The 20,572-nt window shown below is 56.3% G+C and carries 19 protein-coding genes and 1 other annotated feature; of the genes, 10 read left to right on the top strand and 9 right to left on the bottom strand.

Annotated features, from left to right (window positions below):
• Positions 1–421 precede the first annotated feature (421 nt).
• The 6 genes from trpA to trpL all read right to left on the bottom strand — a co-directional run bounded on the left by trpA (position 422) and on the right by trpL (position 7,094).
• Complete coding sequence (trpA, locus tag ACMWKK_RS04740; RefSeq protein WP_112780914.1) at positions 422–1,231, bottom strand: tryptophan synthase subunit alpha; 810 nt, start codon at positions 1,229–1,231, stop codon at positions 422–424.
• Positions 1,231–2,424: a tryptophan synthase subunit beta gene (gene trpB / locus ACMWKK_RS04735; protein ID WP_023312081.1), complete on the bottom strand. Its 1,194-nt coding sequence runs from the start codon at positions 2,422–2,424 to the stop codon at positions 1,231–1,233. The genes trpA and trpB overlap by 1 nt, the downstream gene beginning before the upstream one ends.
• Positions 2,425–2,434: 10 nt before the next feature.
• A complete protein-coding gene (trpCF, locus tag ACMWKK_RS04730; RefSeq protein WP_161656411.1) occupies positions 2,435–3,793 on the bottom strand; it encodes a bifunctional indole-3-glycerol-phosphate synthase TrpC/phosphoribosylanthranilate isomerase TrpF in 1,359 nt (452 codons plus the stop codon).
• Between the two features lie 3 nt (positions 3,794–3,796).
• Positions 3,797–5,392 carry a bifunctional anthranilate synthase glutamate amidotransferase component TrpG/anthranilate phosphoribosyltransferase TrpD gene (trpD, locus tag ACMWKK_RS04725; protein WP_161656412.1) on the bottom strand — a complete coding sequence of 532 codons (1,596 nt, stop codon included), beginning with the start codon at positions 5,390–5,392 and terminating at the stop codon, positions 3,797–3,799.
• Positions 5,392–6,954, bottom strand: a complete 1,563-nt coding sequence (locus tag ACMWKK_RS04720; protein WP_112780917.1) for an anthranilate synthase component 1 — start codon at positions 6,952–6,954, stop codon at positions 5,392–5,394. Before ACMWKK_RS04720 ends, trpD begins: the two co-directional genes overlap by 1 nt.
• Before the next feature lie 25 nt (positions 6,955–6,979).
• Positions 6,980–7,073, bottom strand: a sequence feature (Trp leader region).
• Positions 7,050–7,094, bottom strand: coding sequence for a trp operon leader peptide (trpL, locus tag ACMWKK_RS04715; RefSeq protein WP_106993556.1), 45 nt, complete (start codon positions 7,092–7,094; stop codon positions 7,050–7,052). (Overlaps the previous feature by 24 nt.)
• 139 nt (positions 7,095–7,233) lie before the next feature.
• On the opposite strand from trpL, the gene rnm reads away from it, so the two are divergent.
• The 3 genes from rnm (at position 7,234) to rluB (ending at position 9,704) form a co-directional block, all read left to right on the top strand.
• Positions 7,234–8,115: an RNase RNM gene (gene rnm, locus ACMWKK_RS04710; RefSeq protein ID WP_112780918.1), complete on the top strand. Its 882-nt coding sequence runs from the start codon at positions 7,234–7,236 to the stop codon at positions 8,113–8,115.
• Complete coding sequence (locus tag ACMWKK_RS04705) at positions 8,112–8,732, top strand: L-threonylcarbamoyladenylate synthase (RefSeq protein ID WP_003856793.1); 621 nt, start codon at positions 8,112–8,114, stop codon at positions 8,730–8,732. Before rnm ends, ACMWKK_RS04705 begins: the two co-directional genes overlap by 4 nt.
• 96 nt (positions 8,733–8,828) lie before the next feature.
• On the top strand, positions 8,829–9,704 hold the full coding sequence (gene rluB / locus ACMWKK_RS04700) for a 23S rRNA pseudouridine(2605) synthase RluB (RefSeq protein WP_032640985.1): 876 nt from the start codon (positions 8,829–8,831) through the stop codon (positions 9,702–9,704).
• Positions 9,705–9,737: 33 nt separating this feature from the next.
• Here the strand turns inward: rluB and cobO are convergent, their stop codons facing one another.
• Positions 9,738–10,328 (bottom strand): cob(I)yrinic acid a,c-diamide adenosyltransferase, encoded by a 591-nt coding sequence (cobO, locus tag ACMWKK_RS04695; protein ID WP_112780919.1) that lies wholly within the window; start codon positions 10,326–10,328, stop codon positions 9,738–9,740.
• The gene (locus tag ACMWKK_RS04690) at positions 10,325–11,086 is read right to left on the bottom strand and encodes a YciK family oxidoreductase (protein ID WP_112780920.1); all 762 of its coding nucleotides are present in this window, start codon (positions 11,084–11,086) and stop codon (positions 10,325–10,327) included. The genes cobO and ACMWKK_RS04690 overlap by 4 nt, the downstream gene beginning before the upstream one ends.
• Before the next feature lie 251 nt (positions 11,087–11,337).
• Between ACMWKK_RS04690 and sohB the strand changes: the two genes are divergently transcribed.
• Positions 11,338–12,384 carry a protease SohB gene (gene sohB / locus ACMWKK_RS04685; protein ID WP_161656413.1) on the top strand — a complete coding sequence of 349 codons (1,047 nt, stop codon included), beginning with the start codon at positions 11,338–11,340 and terminating at the stop codon, positions 12,382–12,384.
• 34 nt (positions 12,385–12,418) lie between these two features.
• Here sohB and ACMWKK_RS04680 read toward each other — a convergent pair whose 3' ends face one another.
• Positions 12,419–12,670: a YciN family protein gene (locus tag ACMWKK_RS04680; protein ID WP_003856804.1), complete on the bottom strand. Its 252-nt coding sequence runs from the start codon at positions 12,668–12,670 to the stop codon at positions 12,419–12,421.
• A 399-nt stretch (positions 12,671–13,069) separates the two neighbouring features.
• Between ACMWKK_RS04680 and topA the strand changes: the two genes are divergently transcribed.
• From topA to acnA, 6 genes are all read left to right on the top strand, one after another.
• Positions 13,070–15,667, top strand: coding sequence for a type I DNA topoisomerase (topA, locus tag ACMWKK_RS04675; protein WP_112780108.1), 2,598 nt, complete (start codon positions 13,070–13,072; stop codon positions 15,665–15,667).
• A 187-nt stretch (positions 15,668–15,854) separates the two neighbouring features.
• Complete coding sequence (gene cysB, locus ACMWKK_RS04670) at positions 15,855–16,829, top strand: HTH-type transcriptional regulator CysB (RefSeq protein WP_008502814.1); 975 nt, start codon at positions 15,855–15,857, stop codon at positions 16,827–16,829.
• 338 nt (positions 16,830–17,167) lie between these two features.
• Entirely contained in the window at positions 17,168–17,308 is a 141-nt protein-coding gene (locus tag ACMWKK_RS04665; protein ID WP_213327741.1) for a YmiA family putative membrane protein, read from the top strand.
• A 2-nt stretch (positions 17,309–17,310) separates the two neighbouring features.
• A complete protein-coding gene (locus ACMWKK_RS04660) occupies positions 17,311–17,481 on the top strand; it encodes a hypothetical protein (RefSeq protein WP_181663640.1) in 171 nt (56 codons plus the stop codon).
• Positions 17,482–17,618: 137 nt separating this feature from the next.
• Positions 17,619–17,717 carry a small membrane protein YmiC gene (gene ymiC / locus ACMWKK_RS04655; RefSeq protein WP_032623144.1) on the top strand — a complete coding sequence of 33 codons (99 nt, stop codon included), beginning with the start codon at positions 17,619–17,621 and terminating at the stop codon, positions 17,715–17,717.
• Between the two features lie 160 nt (positions 17,718–17,877).
• Positions 17,878–20,553, top strand: a complete 2,676-nt coding sequence (gene acnA / locus ACMWKK_RS04650) for an aconitate hydratase AcnA (RefSeq protein WP_112780109.1) — start codon at positions 17,878–17,880, stop codon at positions 20,551–20,553.
• Positions 20,554–20,572: the final 19 nt, after the last annotated feature.

Genomic DNA, 20,572 nt, shown 5'->3' with positions numbered 1-20,572 from the left:
TTTTAAGTCTACTTCCCGATGCAACCATTTACGAGGAATGTCAGGTGACGTTACAAGCGGTCTTAAGACGTCAAATTGACCAAACCTCATCAGTCGCAAATCCTATAATTTTCAATTCGTACCCTCTCTTCCAAAGCGCTTGCGGCTTCAGAAGGTAATGACAGTGCCTGTAGAGGATTTTTAAGACACTAGCCATCCCCTGGATATCAATGTTTTTCTAATGAATTCAATAAGGTTAAAGAGATCATAAAGCCAGTTACAACGTGACGATAAATATAGTCAAAAAAGACTGAGTACTTAGTGAAAAGTACAATTAATAATTAGCGTACTAATGGTTGCAATTGATATTAAAGCGGTAAAGAGAGAGAAAATGTAATAAAAGAAGATAACCGTCTGGCAGGGCTGCCAGACGGTGAGGAGGTTAGGCTTTACGCGTTGCCGCCTTCATGGCGGTCACAAACGTTTTCAGCTCGGCCAGCATCTGCTCGGGCTTGTCTACGTTCTTTTCGATGATCTTCACAATCGCAGAGCCGGAGATGGCACCCGCCGCCTTCGCGTCAATCGCCGCGGTGACCTGTTCCGGAGAGGAGATCCCGAAGCCCTGCAGCGGCGGTGCGGCATGGTACTCAGCCAGCTTTTCCACCAGATGATGCAGCGGCAGGGCGGCTTTATTCTCGGCACCGGTCACGCCTGCGCGGGAGAGCAGGTAGGTATACCCGCGCCCGTAAGAGGCTATCTGGCGCAGCAGCGCGTCATCCGCGTTTGGCGGGCAGATGAAAATCGGGGCGACGTTGTGGCGCATCGCGGCCTGGCGGAACGGTGCGGACTCTTCAACTGGTACGTCAGCCACCAGGACCGAGTCAACGCCGACGCGCGCACACTCGGCGTAAAATTCATCAATACCGCGGTTAAACACCAGGTTGGCGTACATCAGCAGGCCAATCGGAATGGTCGGGTGCTTCTGGCGAATCGCCGCCAGCATCTCGAAGCACTGGGTCGGCGTCACGCCTGCAGCAAACGCGCGCAGGGTCGCGTTCTGGATGGTCGGGCCATCCGCCAGCGGGTCAGAGAATGGAATGCCCAGCTCCAGCGCGTCGGCACCGGCCTCAATCAGGGCGTCGACGATCTTCAGCGACTGTTCCGGGCCCGGGTCGCCCAGCGTAACGAAGGGAACGAAGGCGCCTTCCTGGCGGGATTTCAGTTCGGCAAATACGTTATCGTAGCGTTCCATCAGATTTCCCCTCGTGCTTTCAGAATATCGTGAACGGTGAAGATATCTTTGTCACCGCGACCGGAAAGGTTTACCACCAGCAGCTGTTCTTTTTCCGGGTTCTCTTTCATCATTTTCAGGGCGTGCGCCAGCGCGTGAGAAGACTCCAGCGCCGGGATAATCCCTTCGCTGCGGCACAGCGTTTTGAAGGCTTCCAGCGCTTCGTCATCGGTAATGGAGACATAGTCCGCACGACCGGTGCTGTTCAGATAGGCGTGCTGCGGCCCGACGGATGGGAAGTCGAGGCCGGCAGAGATAGAGTAAGACTCTTCAATCTGGCCTTCATCGGTCTGCATCATCGGGGATTTCATGCCGAAGTAGATCCCCACGCGGCCATGCTTCAGCGGCGCGCCGTGTTCACCCGATTCAATGCCGTGACCCGCAGGCTCGACGCCAATCAGACCCACGCTGGTGTCGTCGATAAAGTCTGCGAACATACCGATGGCGTTAGATCCGCCGCCGACGCAGGCGATGACCGCATCCGGCAGGCGACCCTCTTTTTCAAGGATCTGCGCTTTGGTCTCTTCCCCGATCATGCGCTGGAATTCACGCACGATGGTCGGGAACGGGTGCGGACCCGCCGCGGTGCCGAGCATGTAGTGCGCGGTTTCGTAGCTGCCGGACCAGTCGCGCAGCGCTTCGTTGCAGGCATCTTTCAGCGTCGCGGAGCCGCTGTGCACCGGGATCACTTCTGCCCCCATCAGGCGCATGCGGAAAACGTTTGGAGACTGGCGCTCAACGTCTTTCGCGCCCATGTAAATGCGGCACTTCAGGCCGAGCAGGGCGCTGGCAAGCGCCGAGGCCACGCCGTGCTGGCCCGCGCCGGTTTCGGCAATGATTTCGGTTTTACCCATACGCTTCGCGAGCAGCGCCTGACCAAGAACCTGGTTGGTTTTATGGGCACCACCGTGCAGCAGATCTTCACGCTTGAGGTACAGCGTGGTTTTGGTGCCTTCCGTCAGGTTGCGGCATTTGGTCAGCGCCGTTGGGCGGCCCGCATAATTTTTCAGCAGGTCGGTAAACTCCGCCTGAAACGCCGGATCCTTCTGCGCGCTGACGAAGGCCTCTTCCAGCTGGCGCAGGGCGGGCATCAGGATTTGCGGAACGTACATCCCGCCGAATTCACCAAAATACGGGTTAAGTAATGTCGTCATCTTCTCTTCCTTAATATGCACGCAGAGTTTTAAAAACCGAGGCCAGTTTGCTGGCATCTTTTATGCCCGGCTGGGACTCTACGCCTGAATTGAAATCGAGGCCCGCGCAGCCGGCTTTTGCCGCTTCTACGCAGTTATCCGGGCTTAATCCGCCCGCCAGCAGGACGTTGTCCAGCTTTTCGCCGTTCAGCAGCGACCAGTCAAAACGCTGGCCGGTACCGCCCTGGCCGTTATCGAGGACGTATTTATCCACGTGGTTAAGGTTACGCGGGGGCAACGTATCGCCAACGCTTTGCGCTTTCCAGATTTGCACCTGCGGGGCCAGCGCGGCGCGCAGGGTATCGATATAGATCTGGTCTTCACTGCCGTGGAGCTGCACCGCGCTCAGGGATAACGCGTCGGCTTTGGCCGCAACGTCTGCAATATCTGCGTTGCGGAATACGCCCACGTAGCTCAGCGGAGCCGCTGAGATGACCTGACGCGCCTGCGCTTCGCTGACCGCGCGAGGTGAGGAATCTACAAAGATCAGCCCGCCATAAATCGCCCCGGCCTCATACGCGGCCTGGGCATCCTGTTCACGGGTTAGGCCGCAGACTTTGTTTTCCCCCAGCAGCACGCGACGCACCGCGGCGTTGAGATCGTCCTGCTCCATCATGGCGGAGCCAATCAGAAAACCGTTGGCGAAGTGGCTCAGCTCGCGTACCTGGGCGTAGCTGTTAATGCCGGATTCGCTGATCACCGTGACGCCAGGCCCCAGACGCGGCGCAAGCTGGCGCGTGCGGTTCAGGTCAATCGACAGATCGCGCAGATCGCGGTTATTAATGCCAACCACTTTGGCTTCAAGCGCAATCGCGCGCTCAAGTTCTTCTTCGTTGCTTACTTCGGTCAGCACGCCCATATTCAGGCTGTGCGCCACGGCAGCGAGCTGGCGATACTGCTCGTCGTCGAGCACCGAGAGCATCAGCAGGCAGGCGTCGGCCTGGTAAAAACGCGCCAGCCAGATCTGATATGGGTCGATAATAAAGTCTTTGCACAGGATCGGCTGCGGCGCGATGCCGCTGACGATCGGCAGAAAATCGAAGCTGCCCTGGAAATATTTCTCATCCGTCAGCACGGAGATGGCTGACGCATGATGCTTATAAATACCGGCAATGCGCGCCGGGTCGAAATCGTCACGGATAACGCCTTTTGACGGAGAGGCCTTTTTGCACTCGAGAATAAACGCGGTGCGCGCACCCTGCAGGGCGTCATAGAAGCGACGGCTGCTCGGGACGACGTCGTTCTGAAAACTTGCAAGCGGCTGCTGCTGCTTGCGGGCTTCCACCCAGATGGCCTTATCGGCAACGATTTTCGCTAAAACGGTCTGCATTCTTTACCCTCTTGCCGCAAGTGCGGTAACGCGGTCGTAAGCTGCACCGGAGCGCAGTACATCCAGAACTTTTTGAACGTTGGCCTTCAGGTCTTCCTCGCCGTGCAAACGCATCAGCATGGCGACGTTGGCAGCCACGGCGGCCTCATGGGCGACCTCTCCCTTACCTTGTAATAAGCGCGTCAGAATGTCACGGTTTTCTTCCGGCGTACCGCCAGCCAGCGCCTCCTGGTGATACGGCGCGAGGCCGAAGTCGGCAGCGTCAAGCTGATAGCTCAGGATCTCACCGTCGCGCAGTTCGGCTACCAGCGTCGGCGCATGCAGTGACACTTCGTCCATTCCGCCGCTGTGCACTACGGCGGCACGCTGGTAACCCAGCACGCGCAGCGTCTCGGCAATCGGCAGGACCAGCTCAGGGCTGTAAACGCCAATCAATGCGAGCGGCGGATGCGCCGGGTTGATCAGCGGGCCGAGCACGTTAAACAGCGTGCGGGTTTTAAGCTGCTGACGAACCGGCATCGCGTGGCGGAAACCGGTGTGATACTTCGGCGCAAACAGGAAGCAGACGCCCAGGTCATCCAGCGCTTCGCGGGAGCGTTCGGCGTTCATATCGAGATTAATGCCGAACGCGGCGAGCAAATCGGACGAGCCTGACCGGCTGGACACGCTGCGGTTGCCGTGCTTCGCGACCTTCAGCCCGCACGCCGCCGCCACGAAGGCGCTGGCGGTTGAAATATTGATACTGTTGCTGCCGTCGCCGCCGGTGCCGACGATATCCGCAAACGGATAGTCCGGGCGCGGGAACGGGGCGGCATTTTCCAGCAGGGCCGTGGCGGCACCGGCGATCTCCTGCGGGCTTTCGCCGCGCACCTTCATGCTCACCAGCGCGGCCGCCAGCTGTTCCGGCTTCAGCTCGCCGCGCACCACGGCGGAGAAGAGCTGGTGGCTCTCCTGCTGGCTCAGGGTTTGCGCCTGATACAGTTTTTCCAGAATAGGCTGCAGGGTGTTGGTCTGCTCCAGCTTCTGTAGCGCCCAGTCGAGGGTCTGCTCCAGCAGGCGGGCGCCGTGGGAGGTCAGGATCGATTCCGGGTGGAACTGCATTCCGCAGACGCGATCCGCATCGTGACGCACCGCCATCACCATCCCTTCAAACGAGGCGTTGATGGTCAATCCGGCAGGAATGTTGCTGCCGACCAGCGAATGGTAGCGCGCAACCGGAAGCGGGTTCGGCAGCCCGGCAAACATCGCCTTGCCGTCATGTTCGATGCTGGACGCTTTACCGTGCAGGATCTCGCCCGCCTGACCGACGTAGCCGCCGTAGGCTTCCACGATCGCCTGGTGGCCCAGGCAGATGCCGATAATCGGCAGCTTGCCGCGCATGCGCGTCAGGAGCTCCGGCATACAGCCCGCTTCACTCGGCGCCCCCGGCCCCGGGGAGAGCATCAGCACCGGGTTTTGCATGGTTGCCAGACGATCAATCAGGGTCTGCGCCGGAACGTGGTTGCGGTAGATAACGACGTTATGGCCATTCGCACGCAGCTGATCTGCCAGGTTGTAGGTAAAGGAGTCGATATTATCGAGCAGCAGAATGTCAGCCATCAGAAAATCTCCTGTGCATGGTGTGCGGTTGCAATGGCGCGAAGGACCGCACGGGCTTTGCTGCGCGTTTCGTCAGCTTCAGACTGCGGAACAGAATCAAGAACAATTCCGGCGCCAGCCTGGACGGTAGCAATCCCGTCCTCAACATAGGCGGAGCGGATGACGATGCAGGTATCGAGATCGCCGTGGGCGGTGAAGTAACCCACCGCGCCGCCGTAGCTGCCGCGACGACGTCCTTCCGCTTCGGCAATCAGCTGCATGGCGCGCACTTTCGGCGCGCCGCTCAGGGTGCCCATGTTCATGCAGGCACGGTAGGCGTGCAGCACGTCGAGATCGTGGCGTAGTTCACCCACCACGCGGGAAACCAGGTGCATCACGAACGAATAGCGGTCAACTTTGGTCAGGTCCGCCACGTAGCGGCTGCCCGGGGTGCAAATACGCGCCAGGTCGTTACGCGCCAGGTCAACCAGCATCAGGTGCTCAGAGAGCTCTTTGTGATCGGTACGCATTTCCAGTTCGATACGGCTGTCGAGATCCCGATCCAGCGAGCCGTCTGCGCGACGTCCGCGTGGACGGGTTCCGGCGATCGGGTAGATCTCAATCTGACGGCTGGTGGCGTCGTACTTCAGCGAGCTTTCCGGCGAGGCGCCAAACAGCGTGAATTCGTTGTCCTGCATAAAGAACATATACGGGCTTGGGTTACTCTTTTTCAGCACGTCGTAGGCTGCGAGCGGCGACGGGCAGGGCAGCGAGAAGCGACGGGACGGCACGACCTGGAAAATTTCCCCGGCGCGAATCGCTTTTTGCATCTGGCGAACCACGGCGCCGTACTGGTCGTCAGTCTGGTTAACGTCGCAGGTCATTTTCTCCACGCGCTGCACCGGCAGCGCGGGCGGTGCTTCCGTCATCTGCTGCTGAAGCTGCGCGATGCGGTGCTCAAGGCGATTTTTCTCAGCCGTCGAAGGGGTGAACAGGCTCGCCTGGATGCGGGTGTATTGCTTCTGGTGGTCGATCACCAGCAGGGTTTCGGCCAGATAGAAACAGTAGTCCGGGCAGCGATTGCCCTGCTCGGTTTCCGGTAAATCTTCAAATCCGGCGACCAGGTCGTAAGCAAACAGCCCGCCAAAGAACATCGCTTCACGCTCGTCTTCCGGCACGGTGACCAGGTTCTGCAGCAGACGGAAGGCATCGAACACGGACAGCGAGCAGAGGCGGGCGTCTTCGTCCAGCAGCTGGCTCACGGGCGGGAAGCGCAGAATGCGCATTTCCGGATGAGGTTCGTTTTCAATGCCTGAAGGCAGGGCGGCGTCCAGCAGCGGCAGCAGCGATGCGCCATTGTCTGACAGTGCCTTAATAGTGACAGTGTCACCTAAGGCGGTAATGCGCAGCGCGCTGTCGACCAGCAGCAGGCTCTTCAGATCGTCCTTACTGTCGATGTCCGCAGACTCCAGCAGAAGCGTTGCCGGACGAGCCCCGCACACCTGATGAAACAGCGCTGTCGGGTTGTGGCGATAGGCCGCCTCGCAGGTCAGCAGCTCGAGATGGGGTTTGGCTGTTTGCATGTTGTTGTTCTCATTTATTCTGTTCAAAAAAAAGCCCGCTGGGTAGCGGGCGGGTATCTGTTTGCATTTCGCAGACGCGTGACACTGCCCGAAGATCAGGAAGTACGCCACCAGCCGTGCAGAGTGAAATGTGCTGTCATTTTCAGATACCTTTCTCGTGTGAACTTGCGTACTAGTTAACTAGTTCAATGGCAAGTTGTCAACCCTTGATTTCAGAATTTCGCGTTAAGTCGGTATCATGGTGGTTTCGGATGTCTCCAACCTGTTATGGGAAGTGCTTTGAGCGATACCACCTACGCCATTATTTATGATTTACACAGCCATACTCAGGCCTCTGATGGCCTGCTGACACCCGAAGCCCTGGTTCATCGTGCCGTTGAAATGCGCGTCGGCACGCTGGCGATAACCGATCATGATACGACCGATGCCATTCCGGCGGCCCGCGCTGAGATTGCCCGCAGCGGGCTGGCGCTGGATCTGGTCTCCGGCGTCGAGATCTCGACCGTCTGGGAAAACCATGAGATTCATATCGTTGGCCTGAACATCGATATAGACCATCCGGCACTTACGGCATTTTTGCAAGAACAAAAAACGCGCCGCAACCAGCGTGCAGAGATGATCGGCGAGCGTCTCGAAAAGGCGCATATTCCGGGCGCGCTGGAAGGCGCGCAAAAGCTGGCGAACGGCGGGGCGGTCACGCGCGGTCATTTCGCCCGTTTTCTGGTCGAAGCGGGCAAAGCGACGACCATGGCGGATGTTTTTAAAAAGTATCTGGCGCGCGGGAAAACCGGATACGTTCCGCCACAGTGGTGTACAATAAAACAAGCTATTGATGTGATTCATCATTCTGGCGGTAAGGCCGTACTGGCCCATCCGGGGCGGTATAATCTTTCTGCTAAATGGCTGAAAAGACTGCTGGCACACTTTGCCGAATGCGGCGGTGAGGCGATGGAAGTCGCCCAGTGTCAGCAGGCGCCCAACGAGCGCGCGCAGCTCGCGACCTACGCCCGCCAGTTCGGCCTGCTTGGGTCACAGGGGTCTGATTTCCATCAGCCCTGCGCGTGGATCGAACTGGGGCGCAAGCTCTGGCTGCCCGCTGGCGTTGAGCCGGTCTGGCAGCTTTGGGAACAGCCGCAGCAAATTGAAGAGAGGGAAGTATGAGTCAGTTTTTCTATATCCATCCGGATAACCCGCAGCCGCGTCTGATTAACCAGGCCGTGGAGATCGTCCGCAAAGGCGGCGTGATTGTTTACCCGACCGATTCAGGCTACGCGCTCGGCTGCAAAATTGAAGATAAAGGGGCGATGGAACGCATCTGCCGTATTCGCCAGCTGCCGGACGGCCATAACTTTACCCTGATGTGCCGCGATCTCTCCGAGCTGTCGACCTATGCGTATGTGGATAACGTGGCGTTTCGCCTGATTAAGAACAACACGCCGGGCAACTACACCTTCATCCTGAAGGGGACGAAAGAGGTGCCGCGCCGCCTGCTGCAGGAAAAACGTAAAACCATCGGGATGCGCGTGCCGTCGAACCCGATTGCGCAGGCGCTGCTGGAAACCCTCGGCGAACCGATGCTCTCTACCTCGCTGATGCTGCCGGGAAGTGAATTTACCGAGTCCGATCCGGAAGAGATCAAAGATCGTCTCGAGAAGGTGGTCGAGCTGATTATTCACGGCGGCTATCTCGGCCAGCAGCCGACCACCGTGGTCGACTTAACCGAAGATGCACCGGAAGTGATTCGTGAAGGCGTGGGCGATGTAAAGCCTTTCTTGTAACGGTATAAGCAGATATACTACGCGGCCATCAAAGCAGGGCTCAGCCCTCTTTTGACCTGATTCGACGCCTGTGAAGGCGACACCTGAGGAAGCTCAATGAGCGAGAAGTTACAGAAAGTGCTGGCGCGTGCCGGCCACGGCTCACGCCGTGAAATCGAAGCCATTATTGAAGCGGGCCGCGTGAGTGTGGACGGTAAAATCGCCACGCTGGGTGACCGCGTTGAAATTGTACCGGGGCTGAAGATCCGCATCGACGGTCATCTTATCTCCGTGAAAGAGTCTGCCGAACAAATCTGCCGCGTGCTGGCTTACTACAAGCCGGAAGGCGAGCTGTGTACCCGCAACGACCCGGAAGGTCGTCCGACGGTGTTTGACCGTCTGCCTAAGCTGCGCGGTGCGCGCTGGATTGCCGTTGGTCGTCTGGACGTGAACACCTGCGGTCTGCTGCTGTTTACCACCGATGGTGAACTGGCCAACCGTCTGATGCACCCAAGCCGTGAAGTGGAACGTGAATACGCCGTGCGTGTGTTCGGCCAGGTTGACGAGAATAAACTGCGCGATCTGTCGCGTGGCGTTCAGCTGGAAGACGGTCCTGCGGCGTTCAAAACCATCAAATTTACTGGTGGGGAAGGCATTAACCAGTGGTACAACGTAACCCTGACCGAAGGCCGTAACCGCGAGGTGCGTCGTCTCTGGGAAGCGGTAGGCGTCCAGGTGAGCCGCCTGATCCGTGTCCGTTACGGCGACATCCTGCTGCCGAAAGGTCTGCCACGCGGGGGGTATACTGAACTGGATCTGACCCAAACCAACTACCTGCGCGAGCTGGTCGGCCTGACGCCGGAAACCACCTCTAAAGTGGCGGTAGAAAAAGACCGTCGTCGCATGAAGGCGAACCAGATTCGTCGTGCGGTGAAGCGTCACAGCCAGGTGAACAGCAGCCGCCGCTCCGGCAGCCGTAATAACAACGGTTAATCTAAAAGCCCGGTGAGGACACCGGGCTTTTTTTTAGTAATCAATTCCGATTTGCGCTTTGATGCCAGCATCAAACGCATGTTTTACCGGTCGCAGTTCGCTGACGGTATCGGCCAGCTCCAGAATATCCCGATGACACCCGCGCCCCGTAATAATCACCGTCTGGTGGGCTGGACGATTTTTCAGTGCATCCAGCACGGCGTCGAGCGGCAGGTAGTCGTAGGCGACCATATAGGTGATCTCATCCAGCAGAACCATATTCAGTGAGGGATCGGCCAGCATTCTTTTCGCGTGCTCCCAGACGGCGAGACAGGCTGCGGTGTCGGTTTCGCGGTTCTGGGTGTCCCACGTAAAGCCGGTCGCCATCACCTGAAACTCGACGCCATGAGGCTCAAGCAAATTCCGCTCGCCGTTGGGCCATTCACCCTTAATAAACTGGATAACGCCGACCTTCTGCCCGTGGCCGACCGCGCGGGTGGCAGTACCAAACGCGGCGGTGGTTTTCCCTTTGCCGTTGCCGGTAAAGACGATGACGATCCCACGCTCTTCCTGGGCTGCCGCGACGCGTGCATCAACCTGTTCCTTCAGGCGCTGCTGGCGCTGCTGATGACGTTCTTCACTCATTGGGAAATTCCCGGCTTACGGCCCGGCTGGGCATCAAAGGTCATCCCGGTTTTGCGGCGGCTGTCGTCGCCCATCAGCCAGAGATAGAGCGGCATAATGTCTGCCGGCGTTTTCAGCTTCTGCGGATCTTCCGTCGGGAAGGCGCTGGCGCGCATCCTGGTGCGCGTACCGCCCGGGTTAATGCAGTTTACGCGCAGATGGCGGCTCTGGTACTCCTCCGCCAGCACCTGCATCATGCCTTCGGTCGCGAATTTTGATACGGCATAGGCTCCCCAGTTTGCGCGTCCTTCACGGCCAACGCTGGATGAAGTAAAGACCAGCGACCCTGACTCGGATTTCAGTAATAAAGGAAGCAGTGCTTGGGTAAGAAAGAAGGTGCCGTTAACGTTAACCTGCATGACCTGCTGCCAGATATCAGGATCCTGTTCATCCATCGGACGCACTTCGCCCAACAGACCGGCGTTGTGCAGCACGCCGTCGAGTCTTGGGTAGTGGGCGCTGATGCGCTGGGCTAATTCCTGACACACGGCGGGCGTGCAGGTCAGTAAATCGAGCGTATACCACGGTGCCGGCTTGCCGGATACCGTCTCAATCTCGTGAGCGACGTTTTTCAGTTTTTCTTCGTTGCGCCCGACCAGAATAACGGTTGCGCCATAGTCGGCGTAGGTCAGGGCCGCCTCGCGGCCAATCCCGTCGCTAGCACCGGTGACGAGAATAATCCGGTTTTGCAGCAGATTTTTTTGCGGTTGATAATGCACGGTGACTCCTCAGGCGACCGATGACGCAATGGTGCCTTTGTGATGACTTTTCGGCTTTATGCCCGAAATAGCCTAATAATTCAATCAGTCTACAGGACGCATTGCCGTAAAATTAACAATTTGCAAATATTTAAACGTCAGGTCGGGGATTCCTGAAGGCGGCTCGCAGAGGTAATGTCACGAGCGAGACGCATGGGCAGCGCTGTTGTACACTGCCGTGAAAGATTCGTGGTTAAATCAAGGTGGAACGCGTGGAATTACTTTCTCAATATGGGTTGTTTTTGGCCAAAATCGCGACGGTGGTGATCGCCATTGCGGTGGTTGCCGTTTTGATTGTCAACCTGACGCAGCGCAAGCGTCAGCGTGGGGAGTTACGCATCACCCGCCTGAGCGAGCAGTATAAAGAGATGCAGGAAGAGATGTCTCTGGCGCTGCTTGATAGTCATCAACAGAAACTCTGGCTGAAAGCGCAGAAGAAAAAGCATAAGCAGGAAGCCAAAGCGGCAAAGGCAAAAGCAAAGCTTAATGCGCCGCAGGATAAGGCCGCGCCACGCGTCTATGTGCTCGATTTTAAGGGCAGTATGGACGCGCATGAAGTTGCTTCTCTGCGGGAGGAGGTGACAGCCGTTCTGGCCGTGGCAACGCCGCAGGATCAGGTTGTCGTGCGTCTTGAAAGCCCGGGAGGGGTGGTTCACGGTTACGGGCTGGCCGCCTCACAGCTGCAGCGTCTGCGTGAAAAACAGATCCCGCTCACCGTGGCCGTGGATAAAGTGGCGGCCAGCGGTGGCTACATGATGGCCTGCGTGGCGGACAAAATTGTTGCTGCGCCGTTCTCCATTATTGGTTCGATTGGCGTGGTCGCGCAAATTCCGAACTTTAACCGCTTTCTGAAAAACAAAGAGATTGATATCGAACTTCACACGGCGGGTCAGTACAAACGGACCCTGACGCTGCTGGGGGAAAACACGGAAGAAGGGCGCCAGAAATTCCGTGAAGACCTCAACGAAACGCATCACCTCTTTAAAGATTTTGTGCACCGTATGCGCCCGACGCTCGATATTGAACAGGTCGCAACGGGTGAGCACTGGTACGGCGTTCAGGCACAGGAGAAAGGGCTGGTGGATGAGGTCGGAACCAGTGACGATCTGCTGCTCAACCTGATGGAAGGTCGTGAACTGGTGGGCGTGCGCTTTACCCAGCGCAAGCGCCTGCTTGACCGCTTTACCAACAGCGCGGCGGAAAGCGCGGACCGCCTGCTGCTGCGCTGGCTCCAGCGCGGACAAAAACCGCTGCTCTAAACAAAAACGCGAGGCACATGCCTCGCGTTTTGCATTAATCGACCAGGTGATATTTCTCGGAAAGCGTATGGGCCAGGTATTTAAACATATTAAACACGGCGGTGCTTTTCGGGGTCGGTAACCCCTGTTCGTCAAGGAAGTATTCGCCGCTGAAAACCAGCACGCCATTACGCTGCTCTACGCCGGTGGCTTCGATGCCTGCCAGGGTATCTTCATGGTCACGGATAAGCTTGTTTGCTTCGATAAGCAGAGAGGCTCGGTCAATAGGTTGGGTCGTATTCTGCATAATCCACTCCTTAAACAGTGACAATAGTCTACGCCGAGGGCGCTTTGGGGGCAAATTTTCCCTGTAATGTGAGGGGGTAAGGGACAGGGGCCTGGCTGGCGGGATTTGCTTTTGCATGCTAATAAAGTTGCGTAACGGATTTTATCAGGTAGAGTGTGCGCTTTCGTCATTCTGGCAACAGAATTGCTTGACATTCAACCGGGAATTCGTCACGAATTACACGAGATGTGAGAAAAATACCCGAAAACTCAATCACCTGGGTGTCTTTTCTTTAACGCCCGGTAAGACAAAGGGGTTGATATCTCCTGACACAGTCGCAATATCATTGGCTCGTCGTCAGCGGAAGGGAAATCAACGTGCGGCGTATTCCTGGAAGAATTAAATTAGGTAAAGGTGAATATGGGTAAAGCTCTCGTCATCGTTGAGTCCCCGGCAAAAGCCAAAACGATCAATAAGTATCTGGGTAATGACTACGTGGTTAAGTCCAGCGTCGGTCATATCCGCGATTTGCCGACCAGTGGCTCAGCCAGCAAAAAGAGCGCAGACTCTACCTCCACCAAAGGGGCTAAAAAGCCTAAAAAGGATGAACGTAGCGCGCTTGTCAACCGCATGGGTGTTAACCCATGGCATAACTGGGATGCACAATATGAAGTGCTGCCCGGGAAAGAAAAAGTCGTTAACGAGCTGAAGCAGCTTGCTGAAAAAGCAGACCACATCTATCTCGCAACCGACCTTGACCGCGAAGGGGAAGCCATTGCCTGGCACCTGCGGGAAGTGATCGGGGGTGATGACAAACGCTACAGCCGCGTAGTGTTTAACGAAATTACGAAGAATGCGATTCGTCAGGCGTTTGAGAAGCCGGGCGAGCTGAATATTGACCGTGTAAACGCCCAGCAGGCACGTCGCTTCATGGACCGCGTTGTGGGCTACATGGTTTCTCCGCTGCTGTGGAAGAAGATTGCTCGTGGCCTGTCCGCCGGTCGTGTGCAATCCGTGGCCGTGCGTCTGGTCGTTGAGCGTGAGCGCGAAATTAAAGCCTTCGTGCCGGAAGAGTTCTGGGAAGTAGACGCCAATGTGACCACGCCGGGCGGTGACGCTCTGCCGCTGCAGGTAAGCCATCACAACGATAAGCCTTTCCGTCCAGAAAACCGCGACCAGACCATGGCCGCCGTAGCGCTGCTGGAAAAAGCGCGCTATCAGGTGCTGGAACGTGAAGACAAACCGACCAGCAGCAAGCCGGGTGCGCCGTTTATCACCTCTACGCTGCAACAGGCTGCAAGCACGCGTCTGGGCTATGGCGTGAAGAAAACCATGATGATGGCCCAGCGCCTGTATGAAGCGGGCTACATCACCTACATGCGTACCGACTCAACCAACCTGAGCCAGGACGCTGTCAGCATGGTGCGCGGCTATATCAGCGACAATTTCGGTAAGAAATACCTGCCGGAGAGCGCTAACCAGTTCGCCAGCAAAGAGAATTCTCAGGAAGCACACGAAGCGATTCGTCCTTCTGATGTCTCTGTGTTAGCGGAATCGCTGAAAGACATGGAAGCCGACGCGCAGAAGCTGTATCAGCTGATCTGGCGTCAGTTTGTGGCGTGCCAGATGACTCCGGCGCAGTACGACTCCACCACGCTGACCGTTGGCGCCGGTGATTTCCGTCTCAAGGCGCGCGGACGTATCCTGCGTTTCGACGGCTGGACGAAAGTGATGCCTGCGCTGCGCAAAGGCGATGAGGACCGAACGCTGCCTGCGGTGAACAAAGGTGACGAACTGTCTCTGGTTGAGCTGATCCCGGCTCAGCACTTTACCAAACCGCCTGCACGCTTTAGTGAAGCGTCCCTGGTCAAAGAGCTGGAGAAACGCGGTATTGGCCGTCCGTCGACCTACGCGTCCATCATCTCGACGATTCAGGACCGTGGTTATGTACGCGTTGAAAACCGTCGTTTCTATGCGGAAAAAATGGGTGAGATCGTCACCGACCGTCTGGAAGCGAACTTCCGCGAGCTGATGAACTACGATTTCACCGCGCAAATGGAAGACAGCCTTGACCAGGTTGCCAGCCATCAGGCGGAATGGAAAAAGGTCCTCGACAGCTTCTTCAGCGACTTTACCGACCAGCTTGAAAAAGCGGAAAAAGATCCCGAAGAAGGCGGGATGCTGCCTAACCAGATGGTTCTGACCAGCATCGACTGCCCAACCTGCGGCCGCAAGATGGGGATCCGCACCGCAACCACGGGCGTGTTCCTTGGCTGCTCCGGTTACGCGCTGTCGCCAAAAGAGCGCTGCAAAACCACCATCAACCTGGTGCCGGAGAACGAAGTTCTCAACGTGCTGGAAGGTGACGATGCGGAAACCAACGCTCTGCGCGCCAAACGCCGCTGCAAAAAATGCGGCACGGCAATGGACAGCTACCTGATCGATCCAAAACGTAAGCTGCACGTCTGCGGTAATAACCCAACGTGCGACGGGTATGAGATCGAAGAGGGCGAGTTCCGCATTAAAGGCTATGACGGCCCGATTGTGGAGTGCGAGAAGTGTGGCTCTGAAATGCACCTGAAAATGGGGCGTTTCGGCAAGTACATGGCGTGCACCAACGACGAGTGTAAAAACACGCGTAAAATTCTGCGTAACGGTGAAGTGGCTCCGCCGAAGGAAGATCCGGTTCCGCTGCCAGAACTGCCGTGCGAGAAATCCGACGCGTACTTCGTGCTGCGTGACGGCGCCGCGGGTGTCTTCCTGGCCGCCAACACCTTCCCGAAATCGCGTGAAACGCGTGCCCCGCTGGTGGAAGAGCTTTATCGCTTCCGCGATCGTCTGCCTGAGAAGCTGCGTTATCTGGCCGATGCGCCACAGCAGGATCCGGAAGGCAACAAAACCGTGGTGCGGTTTAGCCGTAAAACCAAGCAGCAGTATGTTGCGGCCGAGAAAGAGGGTAAAGCGACTGGATGGTCCGCCTTCTTTGTCGATGGCAAATGGGTTGAAGGCAAGAAATAATCTTCCCTTACCGTAACTTACCTGTAAAAGGGCCGGATCTCCGGCCCTTTTTTATTGCCCTGTTATTATTTTTTGTTCCGTACTATACAGTCAGGCTATAAATGATATAGTGGTTATAGTTAACCCGTTTCTTATTATTAAATCGTCTTAAGCGATTGACCGCATGCGCTAAATCGGATGGTCTGGCATGAAATTACAGCAGCTTCGTTATATCGTTGAGGTGGTGAATCATAACCTCAACGTCTCTTCTACCGCCGAGGGCCTGTATACCTCGCAACCGGGCATCAGCAAACAAGTTCGTATGCTGGAGGACGAGTTAGGTATCCAGATATTTGCCCGCAGCGGTAAGCATCTCACCCAGGTGACGCCCGCGGGGCAGGAAATTATCCGCATCGCGCGGGAAGTGCTCTCCAAAGTGGATGCCATTAAGTCTGTGGCGGGGGAACACACGTGGCCGGATAAAGGTTCCCTGTATATTGCCACAACGCATACCCAGGCGCGCTATGCGCTTCCCGGTGTTATCAAAGGCTTTATCGAGCGCTATCCTCGCGTCTCATTGCACATGCACCAGGGCTCGCCAACGCAAATCGCTGAAGCCGTTTCCAAGGGGAATGCAGACTTTGCTATCGCCACCGAAGCGCTTCATCTGTATGACGATCTGGTGATGCTTCCGTGCTATCACTGGAACCGATCGATCGTAGTGACGCCCGATCACCCGTTGGCGGGGAAAGGGTCAGTGACGATTGAAGAGCTCGCCCAATATCCGTTGGTCACATATACGTTTGGTTTTACCGGACGCTCCGAGCTGGACACGGCCTTTAATCGGGCAGGGTTAACGCCGCGTATTGTCTTCACCGCGACGGATGCCGACGTCATTAAGACCTACGTACGGCTTGGCTTGGGCGTGGGCGTCATTGCCAGCATGGCGGTGGATCCGGTGTCAGACCCTGACCTGGTGCGCCTTGATGCGCACGATGTTTTCAGCCACAGCACCACAAAGATTGGATTCCGTCGCAGCACATTCCTGCGTAGCTATATGTATGATTTTATTCAGCGCTTTGCCCCGCATTTAACGCGTGATGTGGTTGATACCGCCGTGGCATTACGCTCAAACGAAGATATTGAAGAGATGTTTAAAGACATCAAACTTCCGGAAAAATAATCACACCCGGTATCTTTCCCTAAGGGAAAGATACCGAAATAACGCCTCAAAGCCAAATTAGAATTATCATCATCTACATGTCCCCTGTCATATAATGTCATTATCCATTTAATCCGTAAGGTTATAATGTCGTGAATTGGCGACAAAAGTAGAAACTAATTTACGCCTTCGCAAATTTTTCTTTTCAATTATTTATTTCTGGTCAAAAGATTGAATATTTCACACCTCCCGGTGCGTAAATTCACTGGCTTTTCGGCTAAAGTTTCTTTAGGATTTATCTCAACAGATGATTAATTGTACCAATTGTTTGGTCCTAAATGATAAGCGATGTCGATTGTATGAGGTTAGCAATGCCTTCAGGAAGTGAAGAACCGCAAAGGGATCCTGCGCTCAAGCGTAAAGCCTGGCTGGCGGTCTTTCTCGTCTCTACCCTGTTTTGGGTAGTGGTTGCTCTCCTGGCCTGGAAATATTGGGGTTAAATATGGCAGTGACGGTACGTACCGCTTCGGTAAAACAGATGTGTCAGCATCGTGACAACGGCCGCAGAGGGCGTAAAGCACCTGCGACTGTTGTACCCGCGTCCTGGAAACTGACGCCGCAGCAGCAAGCGTTTATTGATGTGTTCGCGGAAGACGAACCCAAAAAACAATAATTTAGTTTATTGCGTAATGGTGCAAATAGTCTGAATATCGACTCTGCACTTTTGTACTCTTTAATAAATACACATCAGCAATATAGCACTGAGGACTCACCTCGGAACTTTTTTAAATAATGCCTGGTGTCCCTATGATGAATAACATGACGTCTCACAAATACTGGTCATGGATCGGCGTTTTTACCGTGTCGATTCTGTTCTGGAGCCAGCTCATCTGGCTGGCGCTCCACTAAATTGTAAAACCTCGCTTCGGCGGGGTTTTTTGTTTTCCGATCTGGACCAATCCTAAATTTATCAATTTGGGTTGTTATCAAAACGTTACGACATCTTTGTGTTATCTTTAATTACGGCCCTGATGATTGTCGGGGCATCTCTGTGATTAAGGAGGAGCTTATGTCGTTAACCCTACGCGAAGCCAGTAAGGATACATTACAGGCAGAAAATAAAACCTGGCACTACTACAGCCTGCCGCTGGCTGCCAACACGCTTGGGGACATTTCGCGTTTACCCAAGTCATTGAAAGTTTTACTGGAAAATCTATTGCGCTGGCAAGACGGTGACTCTGTCACCCTTGATGATATCCAGGCGCTGGCAGGGTGGCTTGAGCATGCCCATGCCGACAGAGAAATCGCCTATCGCCCGGCAAGGGTGCTGATGCAGGACTTTACCGGGGTCCCGGCCGTGGTTGATTTAGCCGCGATGCGTGAAGCCGTTAAGCGCCTCGGTGGGGATACGGCAAAAGTTAACCCGCTTTCCCCGGTTGACCTCGTGATTGACCATTCCGTGACCGTTGACCACTTTGGCGATGACGATGCCTTTGGTGAAAACGTGCGTCTCGAGATGGAACGTAACCACGAGCGCTACGTATTTTTGAAGTGGGGGCAGCAGGCGTTCAGCCGGTTTAGCGTGGTCCCGCCGGGAACCGGTATTTGCCACCAGGTTAACCTTGAATATCTCGGTAAAGCCGTCTGGAGCGAACTGCAGGATAAAGAGTGGGTTGCTTATCCCGACACGCTGGTGGGGACGGATTCCCATACCACCATGATCAACGGTCTGGGCGTGCTGGGGTGGGGCGTCGGCGGTATCGAAGCGGAAGCGGCCATGCTCGGCCAGCCGGTATCCATGCTTATCCCTGACGTGGTGGGCTTTAAGCTCACCGGCAAGCTGTCTGAAGGCATTACTGCCACCGATCTGGTGCTGACCGTTACCCAGATGCTGCGCAAGCATGGCGTGGTGGGCAAGTTTGTTGAATTTTACGGTGACGGTCTGGATTCGCTGCCGCTGGCCGACCGCGCCACCATTGCCAATATGGCGCCGGAATACGGTGCGACCTGCGGCTTTTTCCCCATTGACGATGTGACGCTGGAGTACATGCGCCTCAGCGGGCGCAGCGAAGAGCAGGTCGCACTGGTGGAAGCGTATACCAAAGCGCAGGGCATGTGGCGAAACCCAGGCGATGAACCGGTCTTCACCAGCACGCTTGAACTCGATATGGGAAGCGTCGAGGCGAGCCTCGCCGGGCCGAAACGCCCGCAGGATCGGGTTGCGCTAAGCGACGTGCCAAAAGCCTTTGCCGCCAGCAATGCGCTGGAGGTCAACGTGGCGCAGAAAGATCACCGTCCCGTCGACTATGTCCTGAACGGGCAACAATATCAGCTTCCGGATGGCGCGGTGGTTATTGCCGCCATTACCTCCTGCACCAACACCTCGAACCCCAGCGTATTAATGGCGGCCGGTTTGTTGGCGAAAAAGGCGGTAGAGCTTGGGTTAAAACCTCAGCCGTGGGTCAAGGCATCGCTGGCACCGGGCTCCAAAGTGGTATCGGATTATCTGGCCCAGGCCAAACTGACGCCGTACCTTGACGAGCTGGGCTTTAACCTCGTGGGCTACGGCTGTACGACCTGTATCGGTAACTCCGGTCCGCTGCCTGAACCCATTGAAACGGCGATCAAGCAGGGTGACCTGACGGTAGGCGCGGTCCTCTCCGGTAACCGAAACTTTGAAGGGCGTATTCATCCGCTGGTGAAAACCAACTGGCTCGCCTCGCCGCCGCTGGTGGTGGCTTATGCCCTGGCAGGGAACATGAATATCAACCTGGTGACCGATCCGATTGGTCACGACCGTAAGAATGACCCTGTCTACCTGAAAGATATCTGGCCCTCTTCGCGTGAAATCGCGCTGGCCGTTGAAAAGGTCTCAACCGAGATGTTCCGCAAAGAGTATGCAGAGGTCTTTGAAGGCACGCCGGAATGGAAAACCATCAACGTGGTGGGCTCCGACACCTATGACTGGCAGGATGACTCGACCTATATTCGTCTGTCGCCGTTCTTTGATGAGATGCTGGCCGAGCCGGCTCCGCTTAAGGACATCCACGGCGCGCGCATACTGGCGATGCTGGGGGATTCCGTCACAACGGACCACATCTCTCCGGCGGGAAGCATCAAGGCCGATAGCCCGGCAGGCCGCTATCTGCAAAGCCGGGGCGTCGAACGCCGTGATTTTAACTCCTACGGCTCGCGTCGCGGCAACCATGAAGTCATGATGCGCGGCACGTTCGCCAACATCCGCATTCGTAACGAAATGGTGCCGGGCGTGGAAGGGGGCATGACGCGCCATCTGCCGGGGACGGAGGTCGTGTCGATTTATGATGCGGCGGTCAAATATCAGCAGGAAGGCACGCCGCTGGCGGTGATTGCCGGGAAAGAGTACGGTTCAGGCTCCAGCCGTGACTGGGCGGCGAAAGGTCCGCGCCTGCTTGGCGTGCGCGTGGTTATCGCCGAATCATTCGAACGTATTCACCGCTCGAACCTGATTGGTATGGGGATCCTGCCGCTCGAGTTTCCGCAGGGCGTAACGCGTAAAACGCTGGGGCTGACCGGGGAAGAGCAGATTGAGATTAGCGGTCTGCAAAACCTGCAGCCGGGTAAAACGGTGCCGGTGAAGCTAACGCGGGCGGACGGGAAAACCGAGGTGCTGGACTGCCGGTGCCGTATTGATACGGCAACCGAGCTGACCTATTACCAGAACGACGGCATTTTACATTACGTGATTCGTAAGATGCTGGATTGATGAAGCGTGCCCGGCATGC

Source organism: Enterobacter sp. 01-M-03-SI-ECC (genome assembly GCF_047530215.1).
Classification (GTDB): domain Bacteria; phylum Pseudomonadota; class Gammaproteobacteria; order Enterobacterales; family Enterobacteriaceae; genus Enterobacter; species Enterobacter chengduensis.
Note: the sequence above shows the minus strand (reverse complement) of the source record. Positions and strands in the feature narration are given on the sequence as shown.